Annotated in this window: 21 protein-coding genes, 1 tRNA gene and 1 pseudogene; 12 read left to right on the forward strand and 11 right to left on the reverse strand. The window is 59.5% G+C overall.

Features of this window, described 5'->3' with window-relative positions; translation table 11 throughout:
• The first annotated feature begins 2 nt into the window (after positions 1-2).
• Positions 3-1,166 (forward strand): AAA family ATPase, encoded by a 1,164-nt coding sequence (locus NLM31_RS38015; RefSeq protein WP_254195568.1) that lies wholly within the window; start codon positions 3-5, stop codon positions 1,164-1,166.
• Positions 1,167-1,391: 225 nt separating this feature from the next.
• Here the strand turns inward: NLM31_RS38015 and NLM31_RS38020 are convergent, their stop codons facing one another.
• Entirely contained in the window at positions 1,392-2,069 is a 678-nt protein-coding gene (locus NLM31_RS38020; RefSeq protein ID WP_254195569.1) for a sensor histidine kinase, read from the reverse strand.
• Between the two features lie 21 nt (positions 2,070-2,090).
• A pseudogene (locus NLM31_RS38025) lies at positions 2,091-2,345 on the reverse strand (hypothetical protein); the annotation flags it as partial.
• A gap of 417 nt (positions 2,346-2,762) precedes the next feature.
• Here NLM31_RS38025 and NLM31_RS38030 point away from each other — a divergent pair.
• The 3 genes from NLM31_RS38030 to NLM31_RS38045 all read left to right on the forward strand — a co-directional run bounded on the left by NLM31_RS38030 (position 2,763) and on the right by NLM31_RS38045 (position 5,295).
• On the forward strand, positions 2,763-2,954 hold the full coding sequence (locus NLM31_RS38030; RefSeq protein ID WP_254195571.1) for a hypothetical protein: 192 nt from the start codon (positions 2,763-2,765) through the stop codon (positions 2,952-2,954).
• A 1,207-nt stretch (positions 2,955-4,161) separates the two neighbouring features.
• Entirely contained in the window at positions 4,162-4,683 is a 522-nt protein-coding gene (locus NLM31_RS38040; RefSeq protein WP_254195573.1) for a hypothetical protein, read from the forward strand.
• 321 nt (positions 4,684-5,004) lie between these two features.
• On the forward strand, positions 5,005-5,295 hold the full coding sequence (locus tag NLM31_RS38045) for a hypothetical protein (protein WP_254195574.1): 291 nt from the start codon (positions 5,005-5,007) through the stop codon (positions 5,293-5,295).
• A gap of 42 nt (positions 5,296-5,337) precedes the next feature.
• On the opposite strand, the gene NLM31_RS38050 is transcribed toward NLM31_RS38045, so the two are convergent.
• On the reverse strand, positions 5,338-5,622 hold the full coding sequence (locus NLM31_RS38050; protein WP_254192028.1) for a hypothetical protein: 285 nt from the start codon (positions 5,620-5,622) through the stop codon (positions 5,338-5,340).
• Between the two features lie 115 nt (positions 5,623-5,737).
• Between NLM31_RS38050 and NLM31_RS38055 the strand changes: the two genes are divergently transcribed.
• From NLM31_RS38055 to NLM31_RS38085, 7 genes are all read left to right on the forward strand, one after another.
• Entirely contained in the window at positions 5,738-7,117 is a 1,380-nt protein-coding gene (locus tag NLM31_RS38055; protein WP_254192027.1) for a transposase, read from the forward strand.
• A 30-nt stretch (positions 7,118-7,147) separates the two neighbouring features.
• Complete coding sequence (locus NLM31_RS38060; protein ID WP_254195575.1) at positions 7,148-7,930, forward strand: hypothetical protein; 783 nt, start codon at positions 7,148-7,150, stop codon at positions 7,928-7,930.
• Positions 7,927-8,181 carry a phage tail assembly protein gene (locus NLM31_RS38065; protein WP_254195576.1) on the forward strand — a complete coding sequence of 85 codons (255 nt, stop codon included), beginning with the start codon at positions 7,927-7,929 and terminating at the stop codon, positions 8,179-8,181. The genes NLM31_RS38060 and NLM31_RS38065 overlap by 4 nt, the downstream gene beginning before the upstream one ends.
• A 5-nt stretch (positions 8,182-8,186) precedes the next feature.
• Positions 8,187-10,718: a phage tail tape measure protein gene (locus NLM31_RS38070; RefSeq protein WP_254195577.1), complete on the forward strand. Its 2,532-nt coding sequence runs from the start codon at positions 8,187-8,189 to the stop codon at positions 10,716-10,718.
• Positions 10,719-10,907: 189 nt separating this feature from the next.
• On the forward strand, positions 10,908-11,918 hold the full coding sequence (locus NLM31_RS38075; protein ID WP_254195578.1) for an ABC-three component system protein: 1,011 nt from the start codon (positions 10,908-10,910) through the stop codon (positions 11,916-11,918).
• The gene (locus NLM31_RS38080) at positions 11,903-12,406 is read left to right on the forward strand and encodes an ABC-three component system middle component 2 (protein WP_254195579.1); all 504 of its coding nucleotides are present in this window, start codon (positions 11,903-11,905) and stop codon (positions 12,404-12,406) included. The genes NLM31_RS38075 and NLM31_RS38080 overlap by 16 nt, the downstream gene beginning before the upstream one ends.
• An 18-nt stretch (positions 12,407-12,424) precedes the next feature.
• On the forward strand, positions 12,425-14,287 hold the full coding sequence (locus tag NLM31_RS38085) for a hypothetical protein (protein ID WP_254195580.1): 1,863 nt from the start codon (positions 12,425-12,427) through the stop codon (positions 14,285-14,287).
• A 148-nt stretch (positions 14,288-14,435) separates the two neighbouring features.
• Here NLM31_RS38085 and NLM31_RS38090 read toward each other — a convergent pair whose 3' ends face one another.
• The 7 genes from NLM31_RS38090 to NLM31_RS38120 form a co-directional block, all read right to left on the reverse strand.
• Positions 14,436-15,125 (reverse strand): hypothetical protein, encoded by a 690-nt coding sequence (locus NLM31_RS38090; RefSeq protein WP_254195581.1) that lies wholly within the window; start codon positions 15,123-15,125, stop codon positions 14,436-14,438.
• Positions 15,122-16,861, reverse strand: coding sequence for a restriction endonuclease subunit S (locus NLM31_RS38095; protein WP_254195582.1), 1,740 nt, complete (start codon positions 16,859-16,861; stop codon positions 15,122-15,124). The genes NLM31_RS38090 and NLM31_RS38095 overlap by 4 nt, the downstream gene beginning before the upstream one ends.
• Positions 16,858-18,315: a type I restriction-modification system subunit M gene (locus tag NLM31_RS38100; protein ID WP_254195583.1), complete on the reverse strand. Its 1,458-nt coding sequence runs from the start codon at positions 18,313-18,315 to the stop codon at positions 16,858-16,860. The genes NLM31_RS38095 and NLM31_RS38100 overlap by 4 nt, the downstream gene beginning before the upstream one ends.
• Complete coding sequence (locus NLM31_RS38105) at positions 18,316-18,882, reverse strand: hypothetical protein (RefSeq protein WP_254195584.1); 567 nt, start codon at positions 18,880-18,882, stop codon at positions 18,316-18,318.
• A 3-nt stretch (positions 18,883-18,885) separates the two neighbouring features.
• On the reverse strand, positions 18,886-21,324 hold the full coding sequence (gene hsdR, locus NLM31_RS38110; RefSeq protein WP_254195585.1) for an EcoAI/FtnUII family type I restriction enzme subunit R: 2,439 nt from the start codon (positions 21,322-21,324) through the stop codon (positions 18,886-18,888).
• Between the two features lie 322 nt (positions 21,325-21,646).
• Positions 21,647-21,723 (reverse strand) — tRNA-His (locus NLM31_RS38115).
• A gap of 288 nt (positions 21,724-22,011) precedes the next feature.
• Complete coding sequence (locus NLM31_RS38120) at positions 22,012-22,443, reverse strand: phasin (protein ID WP_254134311.1); 432 nt, start codon at positions 22,441-22,443, stop codon at positions 22,012-22,014.
• Positions 22,444-23,205: 762 nt separating this feature from the next.
• Between NLM31_RS38120 and NLM31_RS38125 the strand changes: the two genes are divergently transcribed.
• Entirely contained in the window at positions 23,206-26,736 is a 3,531-nt protein-coding gene (locus tag NLM31_RS38125; protein ID WP_254195586.1) for a PAS domain-containing protein, read from the forward strand.
• A gap of 14 nt (positions 26,737-26,750) precedes the next feature.
• Here the strand turns inward: NLM31_RS38125 and NLM31_RS38130 are convergent, their stop codons facing one another.
• Entirely contained in the window at positions 26,751-26,993 is a 243-nt protein-coding gene (locus NLM31_RS38130; RefSeq protein ID WP_254195587.1) for a DUF1127 domain-containing protein, read from the reverse strand.
• Positions 26,994-27,000 lie beyond the last annotated feature (7 nt).

The raw sequence follows: 27,000 nt of genomic DNA on the forward strand, positions 1-27,000 counted from the left end.
AGATGGCCAAGATCGCGATCTTTCCCGCGCCCCAGCCCAATCCGATCAACACGGTATCACTCCGGGCCATCGGAGCGACTACGCCCGAACCGCCGAAATGGTTGGTTAAACGCATGCTTCCGCTTAGCGGGATTGCGCTGCTCTCCGGACAATACGCGGCGGGCAAGACCTTCGTTGGCGTTGACTTGAGTTTGTCGCTGGTGTTTGGCCGGGATTTTCTCGGGACCCGCGTTCGCTCGGGCGGTGTTCTCTGGATTGCTGCCGAGGGTGCCGGCGAGATTGACTCGCGGGTTGAGGCAGCCCGCGCAGGGAAAATTCAAGATGGCCATGCCGGCCAAATCCCGTTCTTTGTCACCGAGCCCCCGGCCGGGCTGTCGCAGCACAACATCATTACCTGGCTTGAACATGCCGTTGCCGAGGCATCGTGGGAGTGCACCGATAAATTCGGCACCGACCTTCGGTTGGTCGTAATCGACACCCTTGCGGCGTGCTTCAATATCATCGACGAAAACGACAATGCCGAAGCGGCTCGCCTGATGAAAGACTTGGCCCGAGTTGGCAACGCCAGCGATGTGCTGGTCATGCCGATTGCCCACCACGGGAAGAACGCCGAAACCGGCGTTCGCGGCGCTTCGGCGTATGGTGCTGGTGCCGATGCAATCCTTTCGGTACTTGGTGGCACCGATCATTTGTCGGGAAAGGCTGGCCGGCGCTCTGTAGCCTTGACCAAGTCCCGACGCGGTGGCACCGGTCCGCTGGGGTCATTTGAAGTAAAGAGCTACGTGCTCGGTTTCGACGAAGACGGTGATCAGATGACCGCCGGTTATATCGAGTTCTCGGAAGGTACCGGAGAAGCCACCGCGCAAGCAGTTGTGGCCAAGGTGAAGAGCAAGGTTCCGCGCGAGTTCCTTGAGGCGTTTAATGAGACGCTGGCAAGCTTTGGTAAGGACTACAAAATCCCCGAAGGTCCGACCGTCAAGGCCGTAATTGTCACCGAGGTTCGGAACAACTTCATGCGTCGGTACATCACCGGCAACCCGGAGACCAAGACCTCGGCGAAATACAAAGCCTTCAGCCGCGCGATCGAAGCCGCGAAGAACGAAGCCATGATTGCGGGCACGTCGCTTTCCCAAACCGTCGAGCTGATTTGGTCGGCTCACGATTGAGTGGACAAATTGGACAGGTTGGACATTTGTCCACCTTGTCCAACGGTCCAAAGTCTACTTCCCACACACCCCCGAAGGGGTGTGGGGAGTGGACAAGGTGGACAGTTGGACAAGACCCCTAGGGAGAATGTCCACTTTGTCCACTTCCGTAGAGATATTTGTTAGAGGTGTTACCGCCACAATTTGAAAACGGGAATCGCCGCAAATCTGGCGACAACATCCTCTTCAGTGGCCGGCACTTGAGATCGAGCAGGTAAGCGGCTCTGGCGAACGCAGTTCGCATCGGATGCCGCCCGGTCGATACTGCAGATCGACCGCGCCGCCGAAATCGCTGGACAACATTCTTTCGATCAATCTCGATCCGAAGCCCTTGCTGGTGGGTACGGCGACGGCAGGTCCACCTGCTTCCTCCCAAACGAACCGAAAGCCGGGATGAACCTGATCTCCATTCGACCAGCTTATGTCGATCGTGCCATCTTGATTGGAAAGACCACCGTATTTGATCGCATTGGTCGCTAGTTCGTGGACGGCCAAGGCCAAGGAGAGCGCCTGCCGCGGCTCAAGCGCAACATCGGGGCCCCCCGCGTGGATGCGCTTCTCTTTCGTTCGGTGCGGGGCCAAAGCACCTTCGACGACTTGCTCGATCGGCGCACTGACCCAGCTTGCTCGCGTCAAAATGTCGTGTGCATGTCCGAGTGCAATCAGCCGCGCGAGAAAGACCTCGCGAGCGACCGCATGCTGGTCACCTTGGAATGTCTGGTTCGCGATGGCACCGACCGTCGTCAACGTATTTTTGATGCGATGCTCCAGCTCGCGCATCAGCATTTCCTGGCGAGCAGCGGCTTCATCTAAGGCGAGCGCCGCCTGATGCTCTTCAGTGATATCGCGGGAGATGGACAGCACGTGGCTCGGCTTGCCATCGTCGCCTAGAATTGGTGAGACGTATACGTCCCAAAATTTCGGTGTACCAGCCGCTGTGTTTGCTGCTCCGGTGAAACGTGCCGTCCCCCCCGCTAAGGCAGTAACAATCGCCTGTTTGGCCTCTCTGTTTCCGGCACCTTCCCAGAAGTCAGGCCACGGACAACCCTTAGTTTGCCGAAGTCCTCGACCTCCATCACCCGTTTGCCGCCCTCGCTCATGAACTGAAGTCGGCCATCCAGATCTAGAATCTTGATGCAATCACCGCTGGCGGACAGAACGCTACGTAGCACGTCGAAATTGCCGACGAGGCCTTGCCCGGCAGCTTCCAATTCTTCTTCCAGCAATGTGAGACTTCCCGCCCGCATCATCCCGACCCTGCGCAATCAAGAACGTTCACAGCCTTAAACGGGTCCGCGCCAGATCCAGTTAAGGTACGCTTGTATGTAAAACTCGAAATTGTCTCGTCGAGGAAGTCAAAAAAAGAAACCCCAGCGTCACGGGGGGCTTCGTTTCCTATCTGTTCCTCTCGGGACCCCGCCTTAGCGCAGCAGCCATAATTTGACTCGCTCGTGTCATGGTACCGGAATAGAGTTCCAAGATCACCGCCCGGTCCTTGGCGTCTATCGGTGACTGAGAGACTTCTTGAGCTTTCGCCCGCCACCAGGGGAAAGCCGCATGCCGCGTCAGCGCTCAACGCCGCACACATTTGAACAACGGCTCGATGAGGCCAAGGCCCGCATTCGCGATAGGATTTCACAACTCCCGCCGGGCAAAGAGCGAGACGAGCTGGAACAGAAGATTGGTCAGCTGGAAACGGCCGCCAGCTGGAACCAAGCGCTTTTGCCATCGTCCATTCAGTCCAAGTAAGATGAATCCGCAGCACGCGTACCGGGCCTACCTGATCGATCCAGACGGCCACATCGTATCTCGCGTAGACTTGAAATGCGACGATGACGACAGCGCCAAGGATCGAGCCAAATCGCTCGTGGACGGTCACGACGTAGAGCTATGGGACGGATCGCGGAAGATAGTGACTTTCTCACACAAAGAGTAACGGCGCCTCAGCTAATAGGCCCAAGGGGGCCGGGATCGCTTGCCGCCCCGATTACTTCCTCGGGCTAGCGCCGGTCCTGGCATTCGCAGCGCGTTGTGCCCCGTGCGAATTTGGGGCGGGGCTCAAGTTTCAATCGGGGAACCTAATCATTAACGGGCAGTTGGGAGACATCGCAACAGTTCAAGGAGCGCCCGATGACAGAGCGCCGCCCCCGAGAAAAGCAAACTCGTTCCCTTGAAGAGCGCCTTTCCGAAGAAGCCAAGCTCCTCCGTGAAGAGGCCCAGTTGCTCCCCCATGGACCTGTACGCGAAGCGGCCCTGCGCAGAGCGCGCCAAGCCGAGACTGGCTCGCACATGAGCGAATGGCTGAGGTCTCCGGGACTACAGGCGCCGGAATAAACTCCGTAAGATACCGGGGACGAGCAACTTTTGGCTTCGCTGCTTGTCTTATCTGAATGAAGTCTTCCACCAAGCCAGAGCTAGAGGCTAGGCTCGCCCGATACCGCGAGCTTACACACCAGTATTTCGATGCTGTGTCGGTCGAAAACATGCGGGTTGCAACAGCGGAACTAGAGCAGCAAATCCGAGACTTCAAAGAGAAAGAGTAAGGCGTCCCAGCGGGTGCGCGGCTCCGAACTTTACTGCCCGGAGAATTTCACCTGAGGAATTTCCGCCTCAGAATTTGATTAGGGCGCTCTGTCTCGCTCTTCACGGCAAACCACTGCAAACTCATAGCGACGTCTATTCGCGTCTTTCTGCACTTCGCACGATAGCCTGCTATTGCGCTGCGGACGCTGTAGCCTTTCGTACCCCTCTTGGGTCCTTCCGGGGCCGCCCCCGGTGCGGGTGACGCGCGACCGCCCGATCTGGCTAGATACAAAATTTCAAAAGTGACTTTTTGTTCTCGGATGAGCGTCTGCCTCCAGACCAAGAGCATGCGCAGCGGTTACCGGATTGGGCTGTAGCGGAATAGCCCATTGTCCGACGCTGAAGGCAGTTCAATCGCCTTCAGGATGACCCGATGTCCACTACCACTCCGCTGTATCCGCCCGATTTTCGCGCTTTCCCTATTTCGCCATCCGCTCGGAAGCGACGCAAAAATCCGCGCACCGTCTCGATGCCCGAGCGTGTCGGGCCGTTTGCGAGACTCGTTTTCGCCGAGATGGCGCGCCAGCGAGTGACCTACGACTCTCTGGAAGAGCGCAGCGGCGTGCGCAGGGCTACGTTGAAGGCTTGGAGAAAGAAGAACCGTCCCGGTCTGGAGAGCATCGAGGCAGCCCTGGCAACGCTCGGATTCGGCCTTGTCCCCGTCGCCGCACTCGAAGTGCTGAGCCCTGAACTCGCGGGCGAACTCACGGCGCTCGCCCTCAAGATGCGAGTGAATATCCCGCAGACCTGGGCTGCTCTGATCGATATTTGCGTCGAGCAGAAGCTTCTCCGCATGCGAGCCGAAGAGCGCGCCGCCATTCTGGCCGAGCATGAATCGCGCATCGCTGGCATCCCCGCCAACGACAATAAGAAGCGCCGCCGCAAAGCGGCTTAAAGGATACCGAAACAGTCCCGACAGCCGCCCGCGATTTTCCCATACTCCTCCCGTTAGTTGGTGCTCCTCCACACCAACTAATGGGTGAAACCGAGGCCGGTGCATTTGGCTATCAAACGCACCGGCCACTTCCAGATGGGACATCATGTCTAAGATCTATCTCTCACGGACCCAAGCCGCAAAGCGGATCGGCCGTTGCGCGAAGACCCTCCGCAACCTCGCCAAGCGTGGCGATGGCCCTCCGTTTCTCTTGATCGGTGATCGACCTGCTTATCCGGCCGATCAGCTTCAAGTCTGGATTGCAGCCGGCGGAGACGCCCAATGAGCCGCGCCAAGCTTCTCGCCGACCTCAAGGCGGCGTCCGTAGATTACGCAGCGGCTCAGCGCCAACTTGCGGTCGAGCGTTTCAACGTCCAGCACGGAATCGCGCACAATCTGATGTTCGCCGAGAGCCGCGAGCATGTCGCCTACCACCGCTGGCTCGGTGCTCATGAAGCATTCACGACCAGTGCGCCGAAGCCGGCTATCGCGACCAAGCTCGGCCCGAAGGCATCGACCGTCGCACCGCGAGACCCCGGCGCAGAGGCCGTCGCCAACTACTGGCGGCGCTAAGTTCCACCCCCTGAGCTTGACTTTGGCCAATTTTGAACTCGTTCATGGGATACGCGGACCCCTGAACATGGGATCGTTCTCGACGATTTCATGAGCGCTCGTGAGCATGAGTTTCATGCGCCCCATATTGCCAAAGGTTGTCCAGCGCCCCTTCACGTTCGACCAGTAGAAGAGCTCGAAGCGATCGGTATCTGGAATGGGGCGCAGCCGTGCGACCGGATTTGAAGTCCGACGGTTGATAACTAAATAACCGCTACGGCTCTTTTCTATGTCGTGATGCGTGAACTGAGCAGCAATCTGGGCAAGCGTTGGGTCGGATTTTGCCATAGCGCTCAATGTGCTCGATCGGTGCCGCGCGGGCCAGAGTGGATCGGTTTGCCGATTCAATTTGTCGCAGCTGGACGAGGTTGCCGCGATTCAACATGCCGATTCTACCGATGGGATGCAACACGCCCGTCTTCTTCCCCGCTCTTGCGATCCGCTGCCGCCGCGTTTTGCAGCCCGGCTTGCAGTCTTCACCGATCTGTTCACGCGTCCTACCTGGCCGAATGTTCTGATGCTGCTCGCCGGCGTTATCCTGGCGCCCGGCCGGCGCACTGTCACGGCGGCGCTGCGCATCCTCGGGCGAGAGCGCGATCCCGATTTCTGTACTTTCCATCGCGTCCTCAACCGGGCGGCGTGGTCGTCGCGGGCCGCGGCAGGCCGCCTGCTGCTCCTGCTGATCAAGGTCTTCGTGGCGGCCGGCGAGCCAGTGGTGATCGGGCTCGATGACACCATCGAGCGGCGCTGGGGACCCAAGATCAGCGCCCGCGGCATCTATCGCGACCCGGTGCGCTCCTCCAAGGGGCACTTCGTCAAAGCCAGCGGTCTGCGCTGGCTTTCCGCCATGTTGCTGGTGCGCGTGCCGTGGGCCGATCGCATCATGGCGCTGCCCTTCCTCACACTGCTCGCCCCCTCCAAACGCTTCTATGACGGCAAGTCGCGCTCGCCCAAGACGCTGCTCGATTGGGCCCGCCAGGCTGCTTGGCAAATCCATCGTTGGCTGCCCGATCGATATATCGTACTGGTCGCCGACAGCGCCTTTGCCGCCATCGAGTTCCTTGCCGCTGTCCGCAAGCATGTCTGCATTGTCACCCGCCTGCGCCTCGATGCCAACCTGTTCGAATTTCCCCGACCAAAGCGCAAAGGTCGTGGCCGCCCTCCAATCCGAGGTAAGCCCCACAAAAAACTCTCTGCCATCCTCAAGGATCGCAACGTGTCCTGGACGCGCTACCGGGTCAGTCTCTGGTACGGCCGAACCAATCGCATTGTCGAGATCGCAACCGGCACCGCTCTGTGGTATCGCGGCGGCGTTCCGCCGGTACCGATCCGCTGGCTTCTCGTCCGCGACCCAACCGGCGAGTTCGACCCGCAGGCCTTCCTGGCGACCGATCTCAACGCTCTTCCCCGCGACATCCTCGCCTGGTTCGTCACTCGCTGGCAGGTCGAAGTCACCTTCGAGGAAGTTCGCGCTCACCTCGGTGTCGAGACCCAGCGCCAATGGTCGGACAAAGCCATTCTGCGCACTACCCCGATCTTGCTCGGCCTCTACTCCATCGTCACGCTATGGACCCACGACCTCGCCAAGGCACAAAAGCTCAAGCCCAGAACCGCGGCTTGGTATCCAAAAGCCGCGCTGACCTTTAGCGATGCGATCGCATCCGTCCGACGCCAAATATGGGCTCATCAGATTTCTTTCATGTCCCGGCCGCGCCGGAACAGTATAGAAATTCCGCGCCATATCTGGCGCCGGATGGAGAACGCGCTCGCCTACGCCGCATAAATCGGCCAAAGTCGAGCTGAGAACAATCCCATGAACCTTATCCAGAAGCTGCTCGGCAAGAAGCCGATTACCTCCGCCGCTATCGTCACTGAGATCGAGAAGGCGCGCGCCGAACATGACGCTGCCCTTGCTAAGCGCGGCGCAGCGCTGACCGGTCTCGGCTTGATGGATGATGCCGCCCATCAGAAGGCCGAAGCAGAATACGAAGTGCACCGGCGTGCTGCCGATCGCGCCGCCGCGCGCCTCGCTGATCTTGAAAAGGCGCACATGGAAGCGCTCGCGACCGAAGCAGGGGCCGAGAAGCAAGCCGAGGCAGAACGCTTCCGCCAGCGTGTCACGAACGCGCGCAATGAAGTTGAGGTTGGGGCAGCGGCCTTGCTTCGCGAGTACGACGCCATGGCTGCAAAGCTTGGCGACATCATCGCCCAGCTCGTCGAGATCGACACCGAGGCGAGCGCGGTTAACGAAGCTGGCCGACGCGCGCCGGGCTTCGAGCCGGTTCGCAGCATCGACGCCGCGCATCGTCAGCACCCGGGTCGGCAAGCGAGCGAACGTCGGGAGATGCAGCAGTGCTGGGTGTTCGCAAACGGAGATGTGATTCCCGTGCGAACCAACGCGGGCGGCAACGTGATCAAGGAAGAGCCGCGCTGGGTTCATCATGAACAGCGGTTCGATACCCCGCGCCATGAACAGCGTGAGATTGTCGTGTCGAACACCCAAGCCCGCCCGGGCCATTATGAAGCCGGTCTGATCGGCATCGTGCTTCCTCCCGGTTTTGCCCGTGGTGCCGCTCATTGGCCGCGCAAGTCATGAGCGCACCCGCAGAAATCACGCTCAATGTTCCCATCGAAATCGATGGGGCGCGCCATGATAAGATCGCGGTGGCTTCGTTCGACGCCATTGCGAACTTCCGGACCAACTCGCCCGAGCAGGTTATCCGTTCCATGTCTCAAGTATTCGGCGTGCCGCGCCGAGTCATTCGGCACCTTGACCCCGCCGATGCGCAACGCGCGGGGGATTTGGTGGTCGCGCTGCTCAACGAAACGTCGCCCTCATTTAGGTAAAGAACGTGGCCCAAGGATTCTCCGTATTCGTCAATATCGGTGGCAAGGTCAATCCGAGCCTCGGCGCTGCCGTCAATGCCACGAAGGCGCAGGTCAACAGCTTGGCTGCGTCGGTCGCGAAGATCGGACAAAGCGTCTCGGCGCCGTTCGTTGCCGCGCAAAAGCATATCGATGCGACGGCGAGAAAATTGGAACGGGTCCAGAGCAAAGGTCGTAACCTTACCATGGGCGTCACGGCGCCCACGGGCTTCGCGGCCATCGGCATGATCCGGAGCGCCCTTGAGCGCGATAGGGCCGGCAACTTCACTGAGGCTCTTGGCGGCGTCTCGCATTCCGAACGTCTGGAAATCGAGAACTACGCAGATACGATCGCTGCGAAGTACGGGAGCGCAACGAACACCCTGAAGGCCTTCAATGAGATGCTGAAAGCCGGTTTCTCGGTGCCGGGCGCCAAGGGATCGATTGCTTCGATCCTTGAAGGCTCGATTGTCGGCGACATGCCGGCTGCCGAAGTTGCTGGCGCTGTTAGCAAGATCGTGACGCAATACGGGCTGAGCATGAGGACCGTTGAGGATGCCTCGGCTAGTAGCCGTCGTATCGCGGACAACTTGGCTTATGGCGCGAACGCGACCAGCGCTTCGATGAAAGATATGATGGAGGCGTACAAGTTCGTCGGCAGCGCCGCGTCGGCCGCTGGCGAGTCCATTGAGTCCACTAATGCGCTTATCATCGCCTTAAATAAGGCCGGTCAACTTGGTCCGGAAGCCGGCGTTGCCCTTCGTTCAGCATATGTGCGCCTGCTCAAGCCGACGAAGGAAGGTCGGGCAGCGATGGCGCGCCTTGATCTCGACTACGGCAGCTATGTATCCGGTGGCAAGCGAACGGGCGCCGGCGTCACGGCCGGATTGAGTGCTAACGGCTTCGACATGGCTGGTAGTGAGAAGGACATCGATGCCGCCTTGGCCAACAACGAAGGCAACATCGAGAAGCAGCGCAAAGCAATCTATGACGCGGTCGTTACCAAGTTCGGATCGGAAGCCGCGAAGGACCGCGAGTCCGTGCTGCAAGCGGTGGATGCTGCATTCACGATGGCCGGTAGCAAGGTGGACCTCACGAAGCTCCTGATCGACCTGAAAAAGAAAGGCGCGACCCAAGGCGACCTCGCTCGCATCTTCGAGGGGCGCCAGTCGGTTCGCATGCTCTCCCTTCTGAAGGCTGACCTCGAAGGCATCCTCAAAGACATCAATACTAACGCCCCCGGCTATGGCGCGAAGACCTTTAATATCGCTAATCAGGGCCTGTCGCGAGCGGTTCGCGAGCTTGATGCATCGTGGCAATCGCTCAGCAACACCCTCGTCCAAGCGGTGCTGCCGGAGATCTCCACCCTATTCAGGAGCTTGTCCGAAGGGCTCAAGTCTATCGCGCGGGCAAACCCCACCGTGCTGCGGCTCGGCGTCGGTCTTGCGGCGGCTGCGGCAGCGGCCGGTCCGCTGGCGTTTGCGCTCGCCGCCGTCGGCCGTGTCGGCGCGTTCGCGCTGACCGCCTTGCTGACTCCCATTGGCTTAGTTACGCGTGGCGTCGTCGCGCTCGCCGGTGTGATCGCTGGCGTTGGGGTAGCCGCTGTAGGCCGTCTGGCGGCGATGGCGCTGGGCTTCCGCATGCTGACCGCCCTCGGGGCAGCTGCGACTCTGTCGGCACTTGGCGGCTCTCTGCTTGGCCTGGGGCGGTCGATCCTGCTCTTCCCGCTGACGGCTCTGCGGGCCATCGGCCTCGCGATGTGGGCGCTGGTTGCCAACCCGGTCGGGCTGATCATCACGGCGTTGGTCGTCGCGCTGACGGGGCTGGGCGTGTGGGTCTACAACAATTGGGCGGGCATCAAGGAGTTCTTCGCCGGTTTCGGTGCGGGGTTCATGGCTGGTCTTGGCCCGGCTGGCCCCGCCGTGAAGGCGCTCGCCGATGGCCTTGGCACCGTCTACAACTGGCTCTCTCAATTGCTCGGCCCGCTCGATGCGACCGGCGCGAAGTGGCGCGAGTGGGGCGAGACGGTCGGCGGCGTCGCTGCGGCTGGCGTGCAGAAGGTCGTGTCCGCGATCCAAAGCCTCATTGGCTTCTTCGGCACGGCCATCGACAAGGCAATGAGCCTGGGCAGCGCCATCAAGGGCATCTTTAGCGGCGGCGGCAGCGTCCCGGCGAGCGGCGCGGCCCCTGCGCCCATCGCTGGCGCTCGCGCCCTGGGCGGCCCCGTGAGCTACGGTAAGCCGTACCTTGTCGGCGAGAACGGCCCCGAGCTTTTCGTGCCCGGCATGTCTGGCCGCATCGAATCCAACGACCGGTTGCGCAGCCTGACCTCGGATGGCGCAGTGGCTGTCGCCGGTTCATCGTCAGGGGGCGGAACGCGCGGACCGACCAATATCACTAATAACTGGACGATCAACGGAGCCAATGATCCGCGGGCAGTAGCTAGCCAAGTCGATCGCCAATTCGGTGAGTTAATCCGGCGGCTCGAGTCTGAGCAGCGGGGGCTCCTGAGTGATTAGGTTCATCGACTGTCGCGCCGACTACTTGATGATGCAGCCTCCGCTCAATCGCATCTTTGTCCAAGGACCATTGGATTAGTTCCGCTCGGCGCGCAAATCATTAAACAAGGATATTGCCTCAGAGCGGGAAAAAAACTAGACAAAAACAACCCTCGATTGCTTCGTTCTATTTCAGAGCAACGCACCATTATGCCCTATCGACCGCCCCGTTACGATCGCCTCATTCTTGCGCTCGACGACGATGAGCTTGAGACGTTTGTCACGGAGTGGGCCAAGAAGAAGCCGGAGTATCTGTCTGTGCAGCTATTCAGAGGCACCGGTGATATGGGGCGTGATGTCGTTGGCTTCCATACAAAGGAGCGCCACGAAGGATCCTGGCACAACTATCAATGCAAGCAGTATGGAAAGACCCTCCAAACAGGCGTGGGCCTGAATGAAATAGGAAAGCTACTTTATTATAGCTTCAAAGGCGAGTTCACACGTCCAACCGGCTATTTCTTCGTAGCACCGCGGGGAGTGAATCGAAACCTGAAGAAGCTCATCGCTAATCCCAGCCTGTTTCGCGATGAACTATTCGCTACATGGGACGAACATTGCGCCAAGAAGATTATCAATAAGAAAACGATTCCGCTCGATGCTGGCTTGAAGACCTTCATTTCGGAGTGGGACTTTTCTTGTATCTCCGCGGTTTCACTTGATGAAATCCTTGCCGACCCCGTGATCAAACCTGCGCTATACGCATATTTCGGCGCCGATCCCGGCCCGCCCCCGGCTGGGCAAGTGCCTGTAACGATCGAGTCTCGCGAAATGCCTTACATTGGCGAACTGCTCGCCGCATATGGCGAACGTGAAGCGACCGTATTTGCGGATTACGCTAGCCTGAAGGCGCACGCTAGTCATGATGAGCACCTGATGCTCCAACGAGAACGCTTCTTCGATGCCGACGCTTTTACGCGTTTCTACCGCGACAACACGATGGATGAGGAAATTCGCTTGCTCAGGCGAGAAGTTCGGCATGGTGTGATCGATGTGCACCGTATTGATCACCAAGACTCCCTGGCTCGCGCGAACGCTGTTATGATTCAAGCAGCAAACCTCCAACCTTCGGGCGCGTTGGCAAAGTACGCTGGTCCTCCAGTAAGGCAGGGTATTTGCCATCAGTTCGTGAACGAAGGTGAGATCAAATGGCAGAAGTCGTAAACGACGACGTGCGCCGGGAGATCAAGCTTTTCAACAGTCCTCTGGAAACGGGGATCCGGGCAACTGTTGTGCTCGATGCTCTCTATCCGAAGGCATTCGACCTCGCGCACCTGACTTGGTTTGACCACCTTGTTGTTCACACGCAGGACATTGGAGGACCAGCGAGCTTACACCCTGATGTACCTCAGCGTACGGGTGAACTTCTGATACGGCGGCGAATTGTTGAAGATGGCCTGAAGCTGATGCGGCAACTACACCTTATTGACGCGTCAACGGCTCCGGAGGGCATAGTTTATCAAGCGCGCGAGGAAGCTACGGCAATCATTGACTCAATGAGGTCAACATATGCGCGCGCCCTTAAAGATCGAGCAAAATGGCTTGCCCAGTATTTATCCTCCGTTCCCGATGAGTCGGTTCGCGACTTGATCATCGAGCGCATCGGGCGTTGGACCGTCGAATTTCAAGACCAGAACCCCTCCCCGAATTGACTCAGGGTCGCACTTTCCGTGACATATCAAAACCTGACGCTCAATGAACTACTGTTCACAGGCACCGACGCCCCTTCGGTCAGCTGGACATTGCAGCCGGGCCTCAATGTGCTCTACGGCGCCTCAAACGCGGGCAAATCGTTTGCGGTCAAGACCATTGATTTTTTGCTGGGTAGTTCACGCCTTCTTCCCGACATTTCTGAAAGGAGGGCTTTCGACCGGGCATGGCTCGCGATAAACGGCGCGGTCAGCGGAGATGTTACACTCATGCGCGCACTCGCCGGCGGAGCACTTGAGCTACATGGCGGGAATATCGATCTCATCAAGCAACGCAAGAGTAATGGCCGCCATCTATCTGCCCGACATGATCATGCGAGCCCCGACAACGTCTCGCAGTTCCTTCTAAATGAGATTGGCTTAGGTTCGAAGTTCATCGCGATTGATGTGAATGGAAAGAAGCGAAGCTTAAGCTTTCGCGATTTGGCGAGATTCTGTATCACCGACGAAACTGCAATTCAGGCAGAAACATCTCCGGCCGAATCCGGACAGTATGCCACCTCCACCGCAGAACGGAGTGTCTTCAAGCTTTTGACAACAGGCGCTGACGATAGCGCGATCGTTCCTGTGTTGGATCGAAAGACCTTCCGAACATCGACAGCAGCAAAGTTGGAAGTTGTGGACGAAATGTTGAATGCAGTGAACGAGGAATTGGCTGCAGATTATTCCCAGGCCGAGGAATTGCCTGCGCAGTACGAACGGATTGAACGAACGTGGGCGGCCGCTCAAGAACAACTGCAATTTTCACAGCAATCGATACGATCGCATTTGGCAAGAAAGCGCGAAATCGCTCAGTCGATTTCACGATTTGAGCAACGGCGCGAGCAAATCGCGATTAATCTCGGCCGTTTCGAGCAACTTGAAGAAGTTTACCGCTCGGATATCGAACGTCTTGAGGCCATCGAAGAAGCGGGATTTTTGTTGACGTTGGGAGAAGGTAAAGAGTGCCCGCTCTGTGGAGCTTCGGTAGATGCTCAAAAGCATGTTCACAGCTTACACGATATCCAGAACGCTACCGACGCTGCGAAGATCGAGATCGAGAAAATCGATCGGCAGCGAGTTGATCTTGCCGAGACAGTCGCAAATTTGGATGCAGAGGGCATACGGACACAGGCCAAATTGGCCGAGTTAGATAGCGAGCTTCAAGCGGCGGAAATGCAGCTGAATCAGCTCGCACCGAAAGCCAACCAAGCCGAACAGCAATTGGCTGAGCTAATGTCCGTAAGAGACAAGGTTCGCCATGGCTTAGCGCTGCTTGAGCAGCGTAAGAACCTTAGCTTACGACGAGATGAATTAGCCGCACTTAAGCCGACGCCTAAAGTGGAGCGACCACGACTTGGGGTGCCGACATCGACCTCTCATGATTTCGCACAAGTCGTTAGCCACGTTTTGGAAGCTTGGCAGTTCCCCGGAAATCGCCACGTTTCATTCGACGACGTTACACACGACTTACGGATCGACGGCAAAAATCGCCGTGACAATGGCAAGGGTGTTCGAGCAATTACGCACGCCGCTTTCAAGGTTGCCCTATTGTTGTTCTGTCAAGAACGCGATCTGCCTCATCCGGGCTTTGTTATTCTCGACACACCCTTGCTAACTTATCGGGATCCAATTCATTCCGACGCAGGCGAGCTATCGCAGGACGAACAAGAGCTGGCCAATACTTCACTCAAGGACTTCTTTTACGAACATCTCGCTGAAGCTGGTCCGTCAAAGCAGTTTATTGTCGTGGAAAACGTGGACGTCCCTGCATCTATTGCTAGCAGCGCAAACGTCGAGCGCTTCACTGGAGACTCTGCCGCGGGCCGTGCCGGTCTATTCTGATCAATTGCCGCCGTTGTTCAGACCGACGAGAACGGCAATGTCCTAATTTACCTGTCCGTTCGCGTTCCTGACCGCGCTCTTCATGGATTGGCGCGTTGCGCCTTTCTCGCGTCCGCTAAGAATGCATCTATCATCGCTTCCGCCAGCGTTAGCTTCGGCCTTCTATCCCCATGAAGCGCAATGCATCTCTTATAAAATCTACCGGGCTATTCGACCGATCGGCGAGCTCTTTGATCTTGAGGCCTTCCGGGTCCCACTGATCCACCTGCGCCTTCTGGCGTCGATATCTATGAAATCGTTCCCAGATAAACGCTAACATCCCTATCCACCGCAATTGCGTCACCTCGGGATATGCCGCTGCGATCTCCTCGCTGCGGTCACGCCCTACCGCAACGAGGCGAACGCGAAGCGTGTCGCTGCGGTGGAAGCCTGCCCGATAGATATCCGCCGCCGCAGTTTCGATCCGATCGGATGGCAGGCAACCGATTGCCGCCAGTACGCGATGGACATTGAGCCGGTCTCGTCGAGTCCATGGCCCGTTCAAAGTGCAAGGTTGATTCGTCTTCACTTCGGCAATGACGATGTCGATCAATTTATCAGAGAGCGCGAGCTGCTGTACATCGTCCGCCATGATATCGTTCGGATCATCGAACAGACGCTCGGCGCGATACGGAAATCGAACCGCCAACAGGTCGGCGTCCGTCCGCTGGGATCCGCGCCGCTCGGGATGAACGACGAAGTTTTCGATCTGCAAGAAGCCATTCAAGCGGAAATACCAGTAGGCCACTTTTTCGGGATTAAAATACTCACCTGCTTGCATATTCGATACGTCGCTCACTCTGCTGCCTCCAACTCGTAAATATCAGCCGGCGTCAAAGCCTCGGCTATCAGCGCATCGAGCAGGTGGCGGCGGATGGCGGACGATTCCGCGAGGCCCGCTTCCAGCCGGTCGCACAGCCCCATCAACTCATCAACCTTTACGACGATGCGGTACTGTTCGGCGAGAGGTGGCAGCGGAATGAGCATGTTCTTAAGAGCAGTGCCGTTCACATTTGCCTGACCGGTTTGTTTCTTAATAAGCGGCTGAATCTGCGTTTCGCGGAAATCGGGCGTGTTCATTGCCAGGTTTAGGAACCGGGGATTACTGGAAGAGAGTGAGGGACGAAGCCGGATTAGATATGAGGCAAATGTCCTTGCATCATCGTCGCCGAGATAAATTCCAGTTTTCCCAACAAGCTCGGCGCTGTTTGTGCGATTGTAGAGAAGGTCGAACTTCCGCAGATACAACACGGGGAGGTCGTCAGAGGTCGAGGGAATCCGCTTTTCGTCGCTCCAGACCACCAAGCCGTCTTGGATATTACCCATCGTGAGAACGGGCACCCCTTCCTCCGAAGGGTTTGCTTTTTGCGATGTTCCATATTGGGTGAAAAGCACAGCTTCCCCAATGCGCGCCCAGACCCACGAGCGCGGAACACCAAACGGCACTTCAGACAATTTCAAAGGTTCGAACGGATGTTCGCGTCTTACCTCCTTCTTTTTGACGAGTTCCGCCCGCTCGACTGAAATTCGTTTCAGCGACTCTGAAGCCGGCTCGTCATTCGGCTCTTGCGGCACGAGTTTGCCGCGCATGGCTAGGTTAAGGATGGTTTGGCGAAAGCCCTTGATTTGATCGGGGCGCGCGGTCAGAGCAGGTAGCGCATCAAGGGCGCAGCGAATGTTGCTTTGGAATGTCTCTGGAGCGGGCGCATTGAGACGTGCAAGATCCGCCGCTGCCAGCTTGTCGCGCACTCCCTCGCGTTTGGCACGCGCAATCTCCAGCCGGTCGCACAGCTCCATCAACTCATCGACTTTGGCGATGATGCGTTGCTGTTCGGCAAATGGCGGCATAGCGACGGCGATCTGGTCCATCCGGTTCTTGGGAAGACCTCCGCGACCAGCACCCGTCTGCTCATCGAAGATAAAAGCTTGAAAATAAGGCGAGAGGACAAGTCGGTGAAGAAATGTTTCCAACCCTCTCACTGCGACACGGATTATCGCAACGTGCTGGCTAATATTCGCCTCGCCAAATTCGCTTGGAACGAGACAGCAGCGCCCCATCGAACCACCAGTGATGTTTAGGAGTAGATCACCGGCTAGCACCCGAGTTCCGCTCATGCGCGCATGCGTCTCTGGATCGATGTAGGCAACATCAGCTAGACGAAGCCCGTCGTCATAGACGTTCTGAGATCGCAGGAAGGGAATGCCGGACGACTTGTAGACATCTTTCCCTCCGCGTGGAGTGCTGCCCGATCCAGTCTTCGAACAAATCTCACCCACTCGGCTCCATGACCATCCTGTCGGCAGCTCAAACGGCACTTCATCGGACGCATTTGGAACTATGACGTTCTGAATGCCGAGGCGCGCCCTCTCATTCGCAATTCGTTTCAGCAAGTTTACGGCCGGTTCGTCATTCGCATCCTGTGGCACCAGCCTGCCGCGCACGGCCAGATCCAGCACAAACTGGCGCAGGCGGGCGATTGCGTCTGGCGCCTCCGCAATCTTTTCGTAATGCTTCAGCAAGCGCACGGCGCTCATCTGGACAGCGCCTCGCTGAGGACCGCTTTCAACCGGTCACGCAGGCCTGTCGTTTCTGCTTCGGCAGCAGCGAGTTGCGCAAGCAGAATTTCTGGGTCGCCGTGCTCGTCCGCCACCGCATGCGGATTCTTGATGTCGAGATTATAGCCGCGCGCCTTGACCTCCTCGATGGTAACACGCCACGCGTGCTGCGTCTCCTCTCGGCTTTTCCGATCCTTGCCACCCCACCAGTCAACGCAGCCTTGAAAATGCTCCAGCCGGATCGGCTTGGTCATCGAGTAGGCTTTCTGGCCCCCAGGCACCCGATGCTCGTAGAACCAGATTTCCTTCGTGGGCCTGCCCTTCTCGAAGAAAAGAAGGTTGGTGCCGATCGAGGCGTAGGGCTTGAATACGGAATTGGGCAGGCGGACGATCGTGTGGAGGTTGCACTCATCCATCAGATGCTCCTTGAGCCGCGTCTTGATCCCTTCTCCAAACAGCGTGCCATCGGGCAGCACCACTGCGGCGCGCCCTTCTGACTTCAACAGGCGAACTATGAGAGCGAGAAATAAATCCGCCGTTTCCTTAGTGCGGAAGGTTGGAAAATTGTCCTCAATGCCATCCTCCTCGCGCCCGCCGAAGGGCGGATTAGTTACGATGACATCGACGCGCTCGTCCTTGCTCCACGAAATCAGCGGCCGGGCCAGCGTGTTATCGTGACGCACGAAGCTAGGGTCCTCGATGCCGTGCAACAGCATATTGGTAACGCAGAGCATATGCGGGAGCTGCTTCTTCTCCACCGCGCGCAAAGCCCCCTCCATTTTCTCGCGCTGTTTCGGCGTGCGGACGTAATTCGCGTTTTCCATGTGGCGAATGGCGCATGACAGGAATCCGCCCGTGCCGCAGGCGGGATCAAACAAAATTTCACCGGGATGCGGGTCGATGCGATCGACCATAAAGGCGGTGACCGCACGGGGCGTGTAATACTCACCCGCGTTACCAGCCGATTGCAGATCATTGAGCAATTGTTCGTAGAACTCGCCGAAGTGTCGCCGCTCGTCCAAATTGTTGAAATCGATCTGACTGATCTTGTTGACCACCTGCCGGATGAGGTGGCCAGATTTCATGTAATTGTAGGCATCTTCGAACACGTCGCGCACCACACGGCGGCGGTCTCCGGGCTTCCCGGCGGGCTTCAGATCCTTGAGCGCCGGAAACAGCTCGTCATTGACGAAGTCGAGCAACGTTTGGCCGGTGATGCCCTCCGGGTCCGCAGCCCAGTTGCGCCATTGAAATTTCTTCGGCATCGGCGAGCGGTAACCGTCCTTGGTCAATTCGAGTTCTTGATCCTGATCGTCGATGATCTTGAGAAAGAACATCCAGGTCAGCTGGCTGATGCGCTGCGCGTCGCCATCGACGCCCACATCTTGGCGCATAATATCTTGAATGGATTTAACGGTGGTGCGGACGATCATTCAGTAGCCTTGGATTTTCGCAAAGATGGCAGCCTCAACGTCACAAACTCGAAGTTGAGAGTGATGGGGTGCTAGGAGTGCCAAACTGGCCTGGCAATCGTGGAGGAACTCTTGGTAGCCGGCTTGATCTTCTCGATATCCTAACGCGGAGCGAATCACTTCATCAAGAATGACCGCGACGGCGGGATTCATAAAGCGCGCAATCTTTGAAGCAAACGATTGACCGAGATATCTTAGCTGTTGAAGGCGCGAGACTGCGGCAGCCACCTGCCCAGTATTCAAGAGGGCATTTGCTTCTTGTAATGCACCCGTGATCTGCTCCGCTGCATTTTGATCCAGCACCCGTCCAACAAAACGTTGCCCGCGCCCCCAACGAACCACGGCCTCGACGAACTCTAACGCTGCAACGACCTGAACCCCCGCTTCAACGAGTGCGGCACCACGTTGTTCGAGTGCAGCCGCACCGGGATATTTCTTGGCGTGCCTTTCCAGTAGTCCCGGAATTTCGGCAGGCGACAATTCAAGGCGCACAAAGACAACCTGCTCATTGAGTTCAGCAATAGGCATCAACTAAGCACTTTCTTGATAAATCGCATCCTGCATTTCGTGGACGGCTTTCTCGAAGCCTTCCTTGCCGCCGAAAGCTTTGATAAGTTGAACGACGCTACCCATCGTGGTGAATGGCGTCACCTTCAGAACGTTGGTGTCATCAAGATTGAGCATTCCGTCATCCCGGTATTTTTCCAGCAAAGCATCGAGCACGGCTCGGGCTTGTGGGCCATACTTCGTGAAAACGTCGCGCTTCTTGACATTATCGGCCCGCTCGCGCCGCGTCAGCGGCTTCTTGTCGAACGCGACATGGCAGATCAGATCAAATGGATCAAGGTTCTTACCGAGTTCATCGGCAATCGCGTCAAGCGCGAGACCTTCGGATTCCAGCTCTTCGATAATCGCCTGCTTGCGTTCGGCCGATCTCCAGCGTTTCAAAAAATCGTCGAGACTAGCGAAGCGCTTCTTCAGTGCCGTCTTAGTGAAATCACGTAGAGATTCGGTGACAAGCTTGCCGTTCTCGTCGAGGTATTCGACGCGCTCGGCAACGATGCGGGCGCCTACGCCATCGACATAGACCTTTCGTGCACCAACATCACCGGGCGGCAGTGGCAAGCCGGCTTGATCGACTATTATTTCGTCCTCGCCCGGGGTTGGCGGGATAACATCGCTCTCTTGGGGCAGCTCATCGGGCGGAGCAATCGGATCGCCATCGTTCGGCTCGTAAATCTGCACCGGATCGCCGTCGAAATCTGGATCGGCGAAATGGCTAGTCGCGCCGCGAAAATCGACCAACGTAAAAAAGAACTTCTTTGTGTCCTCATGAACGCGGGTGCCGCGCCCAACGATCTGCTTGAACTCGGTCATGGAACCGACTGCGCGGTCTAGCACGATCAGCCGGCAAGTCTGCGCATCAACGCCTGTCGAGAGAAGCCGCGACGTCGTCACCAGTACGGGATATTTCGATTCCGGATCAATAAAGTTGCCGAGCTGGTCCTGGCCTTCCTTGTCGCTGCCAGTAATGCGCATAACGTAGCGCTGGTTCTCGGCGACCATATCAGCATTTTCGTTGACGAGCGCCTGCCGCATGCGCGCCGCGTGCTCCTCATCGACACAGAACACGATGGTCTTCTGGAAACGGTCGCCGCTTTCCTTGAGAAACTCGGTGATCTTCTTTGCAATCAAGACCGTGCGATCGTCGAGCACGATGTTCCGGTCGAAATCCTTGGCGTTGTAAATGCGGTCTTCTACTTCGTTTCCGTCTCGGTCGAGTTTGCCGAGTTCCGGGCGATAGCCCTCCACGTCGCGGTCAACATGTACCTTGATAACTTTGTATGGCGCGAGGAAGCCATCGCTGATCCCCTGCTTCAACGAGTAGGTATAGACCGGCTCGCCGAAATAGTCAGTGTTGGAGACATATTCAGTTTCTTTCGGCGTGGCAGTGAGGCCAATCTGTGTCGCGCCTGAAAAGTGCGTAAGTATTTCCCGCCAAGCAGAATCCTCGGCCGCGCTGCCGCGATGACATTCGTCGATCACGATCAGGTCGAAGAAACCGGGCGAGAACTCGCGATAGAGCTTCTGACGTTCCTCCGGCCCCGTGATCGCCTGATAGAGTCCGAGATAGACTTCGAATGCCGTATCAATACGCCGCTTCCTGTCGAGCGCCAGTGGTAATTCGACGCTCGTGCCGTCTTGCCGCTCGATGGTCTTGGCGTTGGTCGACAGCTTCGCCATTACGGCGCCGAACGGGCGGAAATCATTCACCATCGTCTGGTCGATCAACACGTTTCTGTCGGCGAGGAACAGAATGCGCTTCTTGCGTCCAGCCTTCCACAGCCGCCAGATGATCTGGAAAGCTGTATAGGTCTTGCCGGTGCCGGTCGCCATGACAAGCAGCGCTCGGTCGCGCCCCTTGGCGATTGCCTCTATCGCGGTATTGACGGCGTTGACCTGATAGTAGCGAGGAGCCTTGCCGCTGCCGTCGTCGAAGTAGTCCTGAAGAACAATACTTTCGGCTTCAGCGTCGAGGCCCTTCCAGACACGGTAGCGCGCCCACAGATCGGTCGGCGACGGAAAGGCTGTGAGACCAAGGTTCACCTCGCGCGGCGCGCTTTCGCCGGTGCGGTCGTGAAACACAAATCCGTCACCGTTCGAGGTAAACACGTAGGGGATATCGAGTGTGGCGGCATAGTCCAGCGCCTGCTGCATGCCGTCACCGACGCTATGAGAATTGTCCTTAGCCTCGATGAGCGCCAGCGGAATGTTCGGCTTGTAATAGAGGATGTAGTCGGCGCGCTTGGCCTTCCCGCGGGTGACCAGTTTGCCGCGCACGATGATGCGGCCCTTGGTAAACCCGACCTCCTCGCGGATTTGCAGTATTTCGTCCCACCCCGCTTCGCGTAGCGCAGGCGTAATGAACTTCGTGCAGATATCTCGTTCGCTTAATGAGCGTTTGTCCATTGGTGGCGAGCTTTGTTGTGGCGCGAAGCGCGACAGCCGACAGCAATTCAGATGATGACACTTGCCCGAGCCGACCCGCACCCCTCAATGCGCGAAAGTTGAGCATGAAACAACTAGGTGCTGAAGGCCCCGCGACTGTCCAACTCTAGACAGTCTGGATGATGCAGCGCCATGGCCGGAGAGAGAGGGCCAAATACGGCAACGGAGATCGAGTCTCGCCCGTTGCTTTCTCAGCTCAATAATAGCCGGGGCTATGAGTGGGGCTCGGGCCGATCCTACAAAAGACCATCGGCACAATCTAGAGCTAAATATTTGAAATCATTGGTACAGTTGGGTGGGCTCGAACCACCGACCTCCTGTTCCACAGACAGGCGCTCTAACCAACTGAGCTACAACTGCATCCTTGCGAGCCGCCTTGGGGCTGCCTGAAAAGGCCGACTGCCGAGGGGGGCTGGACGGGGCGGAAACTAGGTGCAACGGGCCTTTTTGGCAAGGCCGCAAACGCACGAAAAACCAGCGGAAATCACCTTCGGTGCGATGAAATCGGGTTAATTGGGGGAAACTACCCGTGGGGAGAGAACCCTCACCCGGCGCTCCGCGCCGACCTCTCCCGCATGCGGGCGAGGTGAAGAAAAACCCGGGCCGCGGGGCCCGGGTTTCTTAGACTCGATCGATCCGCCTTTTTGATCAGGCGGCCGGGTAGAACTTCGAGGCGGAGGCCTTGATCGGCTCGGCGGTCGCGCTGGCGGCGCGCTGGGCGATCTCGAGCAGCTCCTTGGCCTGGGCCTGGAAGGTCTCGAGCTGGGTCTTGGCGTGGCCGCTCCAGAGCTGGAAGGCGTCGGTCGGCGACTTCACTCCGAGCAGCTCCTGGGTGAAGTCCAGATGGGCGGTGGAATTGGCCTTGGCGAATTCCATCAGCTTGGCGGTGTACTCGTTCGCGCCCTTCTGGGCGGACGCGAACACGGCCTCGATGGTGCCGTTGTGGGTCTCGGCCGCGTCCTTGAACTTGGCGTAGTTCTCGCGGGCCTGCGAAACGCCCTTTTCGGCGAACGCACGCACCTGCTCGGGAACCTCGAACGGAATGATCGAGGCAGAAAACGGATCAGTCGCACCTGTCATGGTTGGTCCCTCGCGATAAACAAAATGGAGTGAGCCTTCTGGCGCGCCCGCCGACCCAACCGGGGGCCATTTCTTCTTGACGCTTGGCGGGTACGAAAGACTGGAAAACGCAGAACAAACGAGATGGCTCGTCCAGCGCCCAGTAGTATCGCTGCCTAACATGTCAACATTGTGCACCGCAATGTGATCCGGGGGTGCTGCGCAAAATTTAATCTCGGAGAGGATGAGGTTCCCGGGATGGGGAACCGGGGGTTGAGGTATTTTGGTCCCGGTGAAGCGGCGCTCGTCCCCTCCCCTGGAGGGGTCCGAGACGAGCGCACGTCGCTTACCCTCCCCTGGAGGGGGAGGGTCGATCGCGCGGAGCGCGAGCGGGGTGGGGTGATCTCTCCACACGGGCAGCTTTCTATGCGGAGAGACCTTCACCCCACCTCGGTTCGCATGCCGCTTCGCTCTATGCGAACCGATCCTCCCCCTCCAGGGGAGGATGGGCACCGTTGCCGCCGCGCCGGCTTGGGCCCAGTGCTTCCGCCTGATCGCATCCATCGCGGCGCCGCTGACGATCCCGCCCCCGCGAATCCTGCGGATGCCTCCCTGCTGCTCCTTGCGGGGGCGGCCGGATTAAGGTTATCGCGGCTTTAGGGCTTCCTCTGTAGACCTGCACCGTGGACCTGCCCGTGACCGCGGGCGATAGTAACCCTTTCTTAAGGCTGCCTTTCCCGGCAGCCCCCAAATGACGCGTGAGAGAGACTTAAAGCCGGTCGGATGACGAATTCGGATTTCCAGTTGCGAGGCGTCGGCGATCCGCGGTTGTCCGTGCATGCGACCTCTCCGCTGCCGGCCTGGCTCTGGTCGCCCGACGGCAGCCGCCTGCTGTGGGCCAATGCGGTCGGCGCCAGATTCTTTGGCGCGGCCAATGCCGCTGCTCTCGCCGGAAAGACTTTCGGTCCGGCCGATACCCATCGCCGCCAGGTCACCCGCCTCGCCCGCAAGCTGCCGGCGAACGGCGCCGTCAGGCTGGAGCGGCTGCGCGGCTTCGGCGCCCGGCTCGGCACGCTGATGACCTGCGCCTGCGCACGGCTCGACTTTGCCGACGGCAGCTCTGCCGTGCTCGTCACCGCGATGGATGCGGGCGCGCGCACCATGTCGCTGGTCGAGCGGCTGCATCGTCTCGTCGACGGCGCTGATGTCCCGATGGCGGCGTTCGCGCCCGATGGCATGTTCGCCGGCGCCAGCGAAGCCGCGCGCGCCCTGCTCGGCTTTCGCGATCTCGGCGAGGCCGGCCTCGAACAGGCGCGCAGCGATGCGCTGGCGCAAGGCCGTGTCGAGATGCCGATCGGCATCGGCAAGATGGTGCTGCAGCGGGTCGGCACCGGGGCCGATGTCGGTCTCGTCGCGCTGATCGAGCCGGCGGTGGCGCAGGCTGCGCCTGCCGCTGAGAGCACGCCGGATCCTGCGCCCGCGGTGATGCCTGACGTGGTCGCGGCCCCTGTCCCCGAAACGCCGATCGAGCCCGCGCCGCAAACCGCGAAAATGCCGCAGGCGGACGAGCCTGCCGCGGGGATCGACCTGTTCGATGCCTTTGCCGATCTGGACGAGACGCCTGAGACGGCCGCGACGATCACGCCGGAGCCGCCCACGCCAGACGCGCCGACGGAGAATTTGCCGACAGAGGATTTGGCTACTGCGATCGTCCCGATCCAGGACGCCGTGAGAGAGGCAGCCGAGGCGCCTGTCGCGAACACGATCGCGGCCGCCGCACCGGAAACACCGGTTGAAAACCCGCCCGCAGCCATCGTGCCGCCGCAAGCCGCGCCGATCACCGCCGCCATGGTCGAGCTGTCGCACGCGCAAGCGGAAACACCGCGCCAGCATCCGCTGCGTTTCCTCTGGCAGATGGATGCGGAGGGGCGGTTTGTGCTGGCCTCGGCCGAATTCATCCGCCTGATGGGCGCGCACACCGCGGCCGGCTTCGGCCGGCCGTGGCGCGAGATCGCCGACGAGTTCGCACTCGATCCGGACGGCCGCGTCGCGCAGGCGCTGGCGAGCCACGACACCTGGGCCGGCATCACCGTGAACTGGCCGGCCGATGGCGGCGAGCACCTGCCGGTCGAGCTTGCAGGCCTTCCCGTCTACGACCACGCGCGCAATTTCGCTGGCTTCAAGGGTTTTGGCGTCTGCCGCGATCTCGACGGGCTCAACCGGCTCGATGCGCTCAGGCGATACGAGCTGTTCTCCGAGCCGCGCGCCGCGCAGCGCCTGTCGGCCGATGTGGTCGAGCCTGATCCCGAACCCGAGGCGGCGGCGCCTTCGATCGAGGCTCCGCCGGTCGAGCCGCCGGCACCTGAGCCCGAACCGCCGACTGTCACTGAAACCGAACCGCCCGCAATCTTCATCGAAGCGAATTCACACCCAACCGATTTGGAAACGCCCGTGGAAACGCCTCCCAATGTCGTGCCGTTCCGCGCACCCGGCGATCTCAGATCACAGGGTGATCAGAGATCACAGGGTGATCAGAGATCACAGAGTGATCAGAGATCGCCGACGCTGACGCCGGTCGAGAACAGCGCGTTCAACGAGCTCGCGCGGCAATTGTCCGAGCGGCTCGAACGCGAGCGCGAGACGATCGCATCCGCTGCAAGCGCGCCGCCGGCGGAAGAGATCACGTCCGAGCCGGTGATGCCGGAGCAGCCTCCGATATCGGAGCCCGGGGCGCCGCCGGCCGCGGCCGAATGGCTGATCGAGCCCGCGCCGCCCGCGCACGGCCACAGCATGCGCGACCGCGCGCTGCTCGACCTGGTGCCAACGGGCATGCTGATCTACCGGCTCGATCGCCTGCTCTACGCCAACCCCGCCTTCCTCGCCCGCATGGGCTATGCCAGCATCACTGCGCTGGAAGATGCCGGCGGGCTGGATGCGCTCTATGTCGAGCCCGGCGTCTCCGCCGCCAGCAGCACCTCGCAAGGCGGCACGCCGGTGACGATCAGCGCCGCGATCGCCAATGGCGAGCAGCCGCTCGCAACCACCGAAGCGCATCTGCACACGATCGACTGGGACGGCGCGAGCGCGCATGCGCTGATCTGCGCGCTGCCGCAAGTCACGCCTCTCGTCGTCGCACCCGCGATGGCGGAGCCGATGGTGGTGATCCCCGACCTGCCGGAGCCTGAGGCGGAATTGGAGGCCGGCGATGCCGACGCCGAAGATCTCGCCGCGATCCTCGACACCACGGCCGAGGGCATCGTGATGTTCGATGCCGAAGGCAACATCCACGCCTGCAACCGCAGCGCGGAAGCGCTGTTCGGCTATGACGGCGAGACGCTGATGCAGCAGAATCTGCTGACGCTGTTCGCGCCCGAGAGCCAGCAGGTCGTCGTCGACTATCTCGACAGCGTGAAGAACGAGGACATCGCGAGCCTGCTCGATCACGGCCGCGAGGTGCTCGGCCGCGAGAAGAAGGGCGGCGTGCTGCCGCTCGCCATGATCATGGGCCGGACGCGGCCGGACGGCCCGAACTTCTTTGCCGTGTTCCGCGACCTCTCGCATGCGAAGAAGGGCGAGAGCGAGCTGACGCAGGCGCGACGGCTCGTCGACGGCGCTGCGAACGCCAAGGCCGACATGCTGGCGCGGATCAGCCACGAGATCCGCACGCCGCTCAACGCCATCATCGGCTTTGCCGAGGTGATGATCTCCGAGCGCTTCGGCGCGCTCGGCAACGAGCGTTACGGCGAATACATGAAGGACATCCGCGCCTCCGGCGAGCGCGTGATCACCATCATCGACGATCTCTTGGAGCTGTCGCGGATCGAGACCGGCAAGCTCGATCTCGTCTTCGCCAACCTCAACCTCAACGACCTCGTCGAAGCCTGCGTCACCGTGATGCAGCCGCAGGCCAACCGCGAGCGCATCATCATCCGCACCTCGCTCGCGCACGCGCTGCCGCAGGTGACGGCCGACACGCGCGCGCTGCGGCAGGTCACGATGAATCTGATCTCGAACTCGATCCGGCTGGCCAGTGCCGGCGGCCAGGTCATCGTCTCGACCGCGCTGAACGATCGCGGCGAGGTGTGCTTGCGCATCCGCGACACCGGCCAGGGCCTGAGCGAGCGGGAAGTCGCCGCCGCGATGGAGCCGTTCCGCACGCCGCCGCCGGGCGATGCCGCGGACAATTCCGCGCTGAGCCTGTCGCTGACGAAAGCGCTGGTCGAAGCCAACCGCGCCCAGTTCAACATCAAGAGCGCAGGCAGTTCCGGCACGCTGATCGAAGTGACGTTCGCACCGGTGGTGGCGCGGGCCTGAGGTCCACGCCGCCGCTATTCGACGGATCGGATGCCGCGCGGGTCGCGCCACTGGTTCGAGGCGACGTAGTCGATCTCGCCGCGCGTGGTGCCGATATCCATCAGCTCCCTGTCGCTGAGACAGCTTAGGTCGGTGCGCAGCCTCTCGCGGCAGCGCCATTGCAAAAACGCACGCCAATATTGCCTGAAGACATGGGAGACATACCGCTTTCTCGCGGCGGTCCGTCGCAGCCCGGTTGCACCATAGGTTATGCTCATCACAGCA

This window comes from Bradyrhizobium sp. CCGUVB4N, from assembly GCF_024199945.1.
GTDB lineage: Bacteria > Pseudomonadota > Alphaproteobacteria > Rhizobiales > Xanthobacteraceae > Bradyrhizobium.

What these genes read in the sequence shown, in the direction of transcription:
- NLM31_RS38015 (WP_254195568.1), top strand. Translation starts at nt 3, where the DNA reads ATGGCCAAGATCGCGATCTTTCCCGCGCCCCAGCCCAATCCGATCAAC.
- NLM31_RS38030 (WP_254195571.1), top strand. Translation starts at nt 2,763, where the DNA reads ATGCCGCGTCAGCGCTCAACGCCGCACACATTTGAACAACGGCTCGAT.
- NLM31_RS38040 (WP_254195573.1), top strand. Translation starts at nt 4,162, where the DNA reads ATGTCCACTACCACTCCGCTGTATCCGCCCGATTTTCGCGCTTTCCCT.
- NLM31_RS38045 (WP_254195574.1), top strand. Translation starts at nt 5,005, where the DNA reads ATGAGCCGCGCCAAGCTTCTCGCCGACCTCAAGGCGGCGTCCGTAGAT.
- NLM31_RS38050 (WP_254192028.1), bottom strand. Translation starts at nt 5,622, where the DNA reads ATGGCAAAATCCGACCCAACGCTTGCCCAGATTGCTGCTCAGTTCACG.
- NLM31_RS38055 (WP_254192027.1), top strand. Translation starts at nt 5,738, where the DNA reads ATGCAACACGCCCGTCTTCTTCCCCGCTCTTGCGATCCGCTGCCGCCG.
- NLM31_RS38060 (WP_254195575.1), top strand. Translation starts at nt 7,148, where the DNA reads ATGAACCTTATCCAGAAGCTGCTCGGCAAGAAGCCGATTACCTCCGCC.
- NLM31_RS38065 (WP_254195576.1), top strand. Translation starts at nt 7,927, where the DNA reads ATGAGCGCACCCGCAGAAATCACGCTCAATGTTCCCATCGAAATCGAT.
- NLM31_RS38075 (WP_254195578.1), top strand. Translation starts at nt 10,908, where the DNA reads ATGCCCTATCGACCGCCCCGTTACGATCGCCTCATTCTTGCGCTCGAC.
- NLM31_RS38080 (WP_254195579.1), top strand. Translation starts at nt 11,903, where the DNA reads ATGGCAGAAGTCGTAAACGACGACGTGCGCCGGGAGATCAAGCTTTTC.
- NLM31_RS38095 (WP_254195582.1), bottom strand. Translation starts at nt 16,861, where the DNA reads ATGAGCGCCGTGCGCTTGCTGAAGCATTACGAAAAGATTGCGGAGGCG.
- NLM31_RS38100 (WP_254195583.1), bottom strand. Translation starts at nt 18,315, where the DNA reads ATGATCGTCCGCACCACCGTTAAATCCATTCAAGATATTATGCGCCAA.
- NLM31_RS38105 (WP_254195584.1), bottom strand. Translation starts at nt 18,882, where the DNA reads ATGCCTATTGCTGAACTCAATGAGCAGGTTGTCTTTGTGCGCCTTGAA.
- hsdR (WP_254195585.1), bottom strand. Translation starts at nt 21,324, where the DNA reads ATGGACAAACGCTCATTAAGCGAACGAGATATCTGCACGAAGTTCATT.
- NLM31_RS38120 (WP_254134311.1), bottom strand. Translation starts at nt 22,443, where the DNA reads ATGACAGGTGCGACTGATCCGTTTTCTGCCTCGATCATTCCGTTCGAG.
- NLM31_RS38125 (WP_254195586.1), top strand. Translation starts at nt 23,206, where the DNA reads ATGACGAATTCGGATTTCCAGTTGCGAGGCGTCGGCGATCCGCGGTTG.
- NLM31_RS38130 (WP_254195587.1), bottom strand. Translation starts at nt 26,993, where the DNA reads ATGAGCATAACCTATGGTGCAACCGGGCTGCGACGGACCGCCGCGAGA.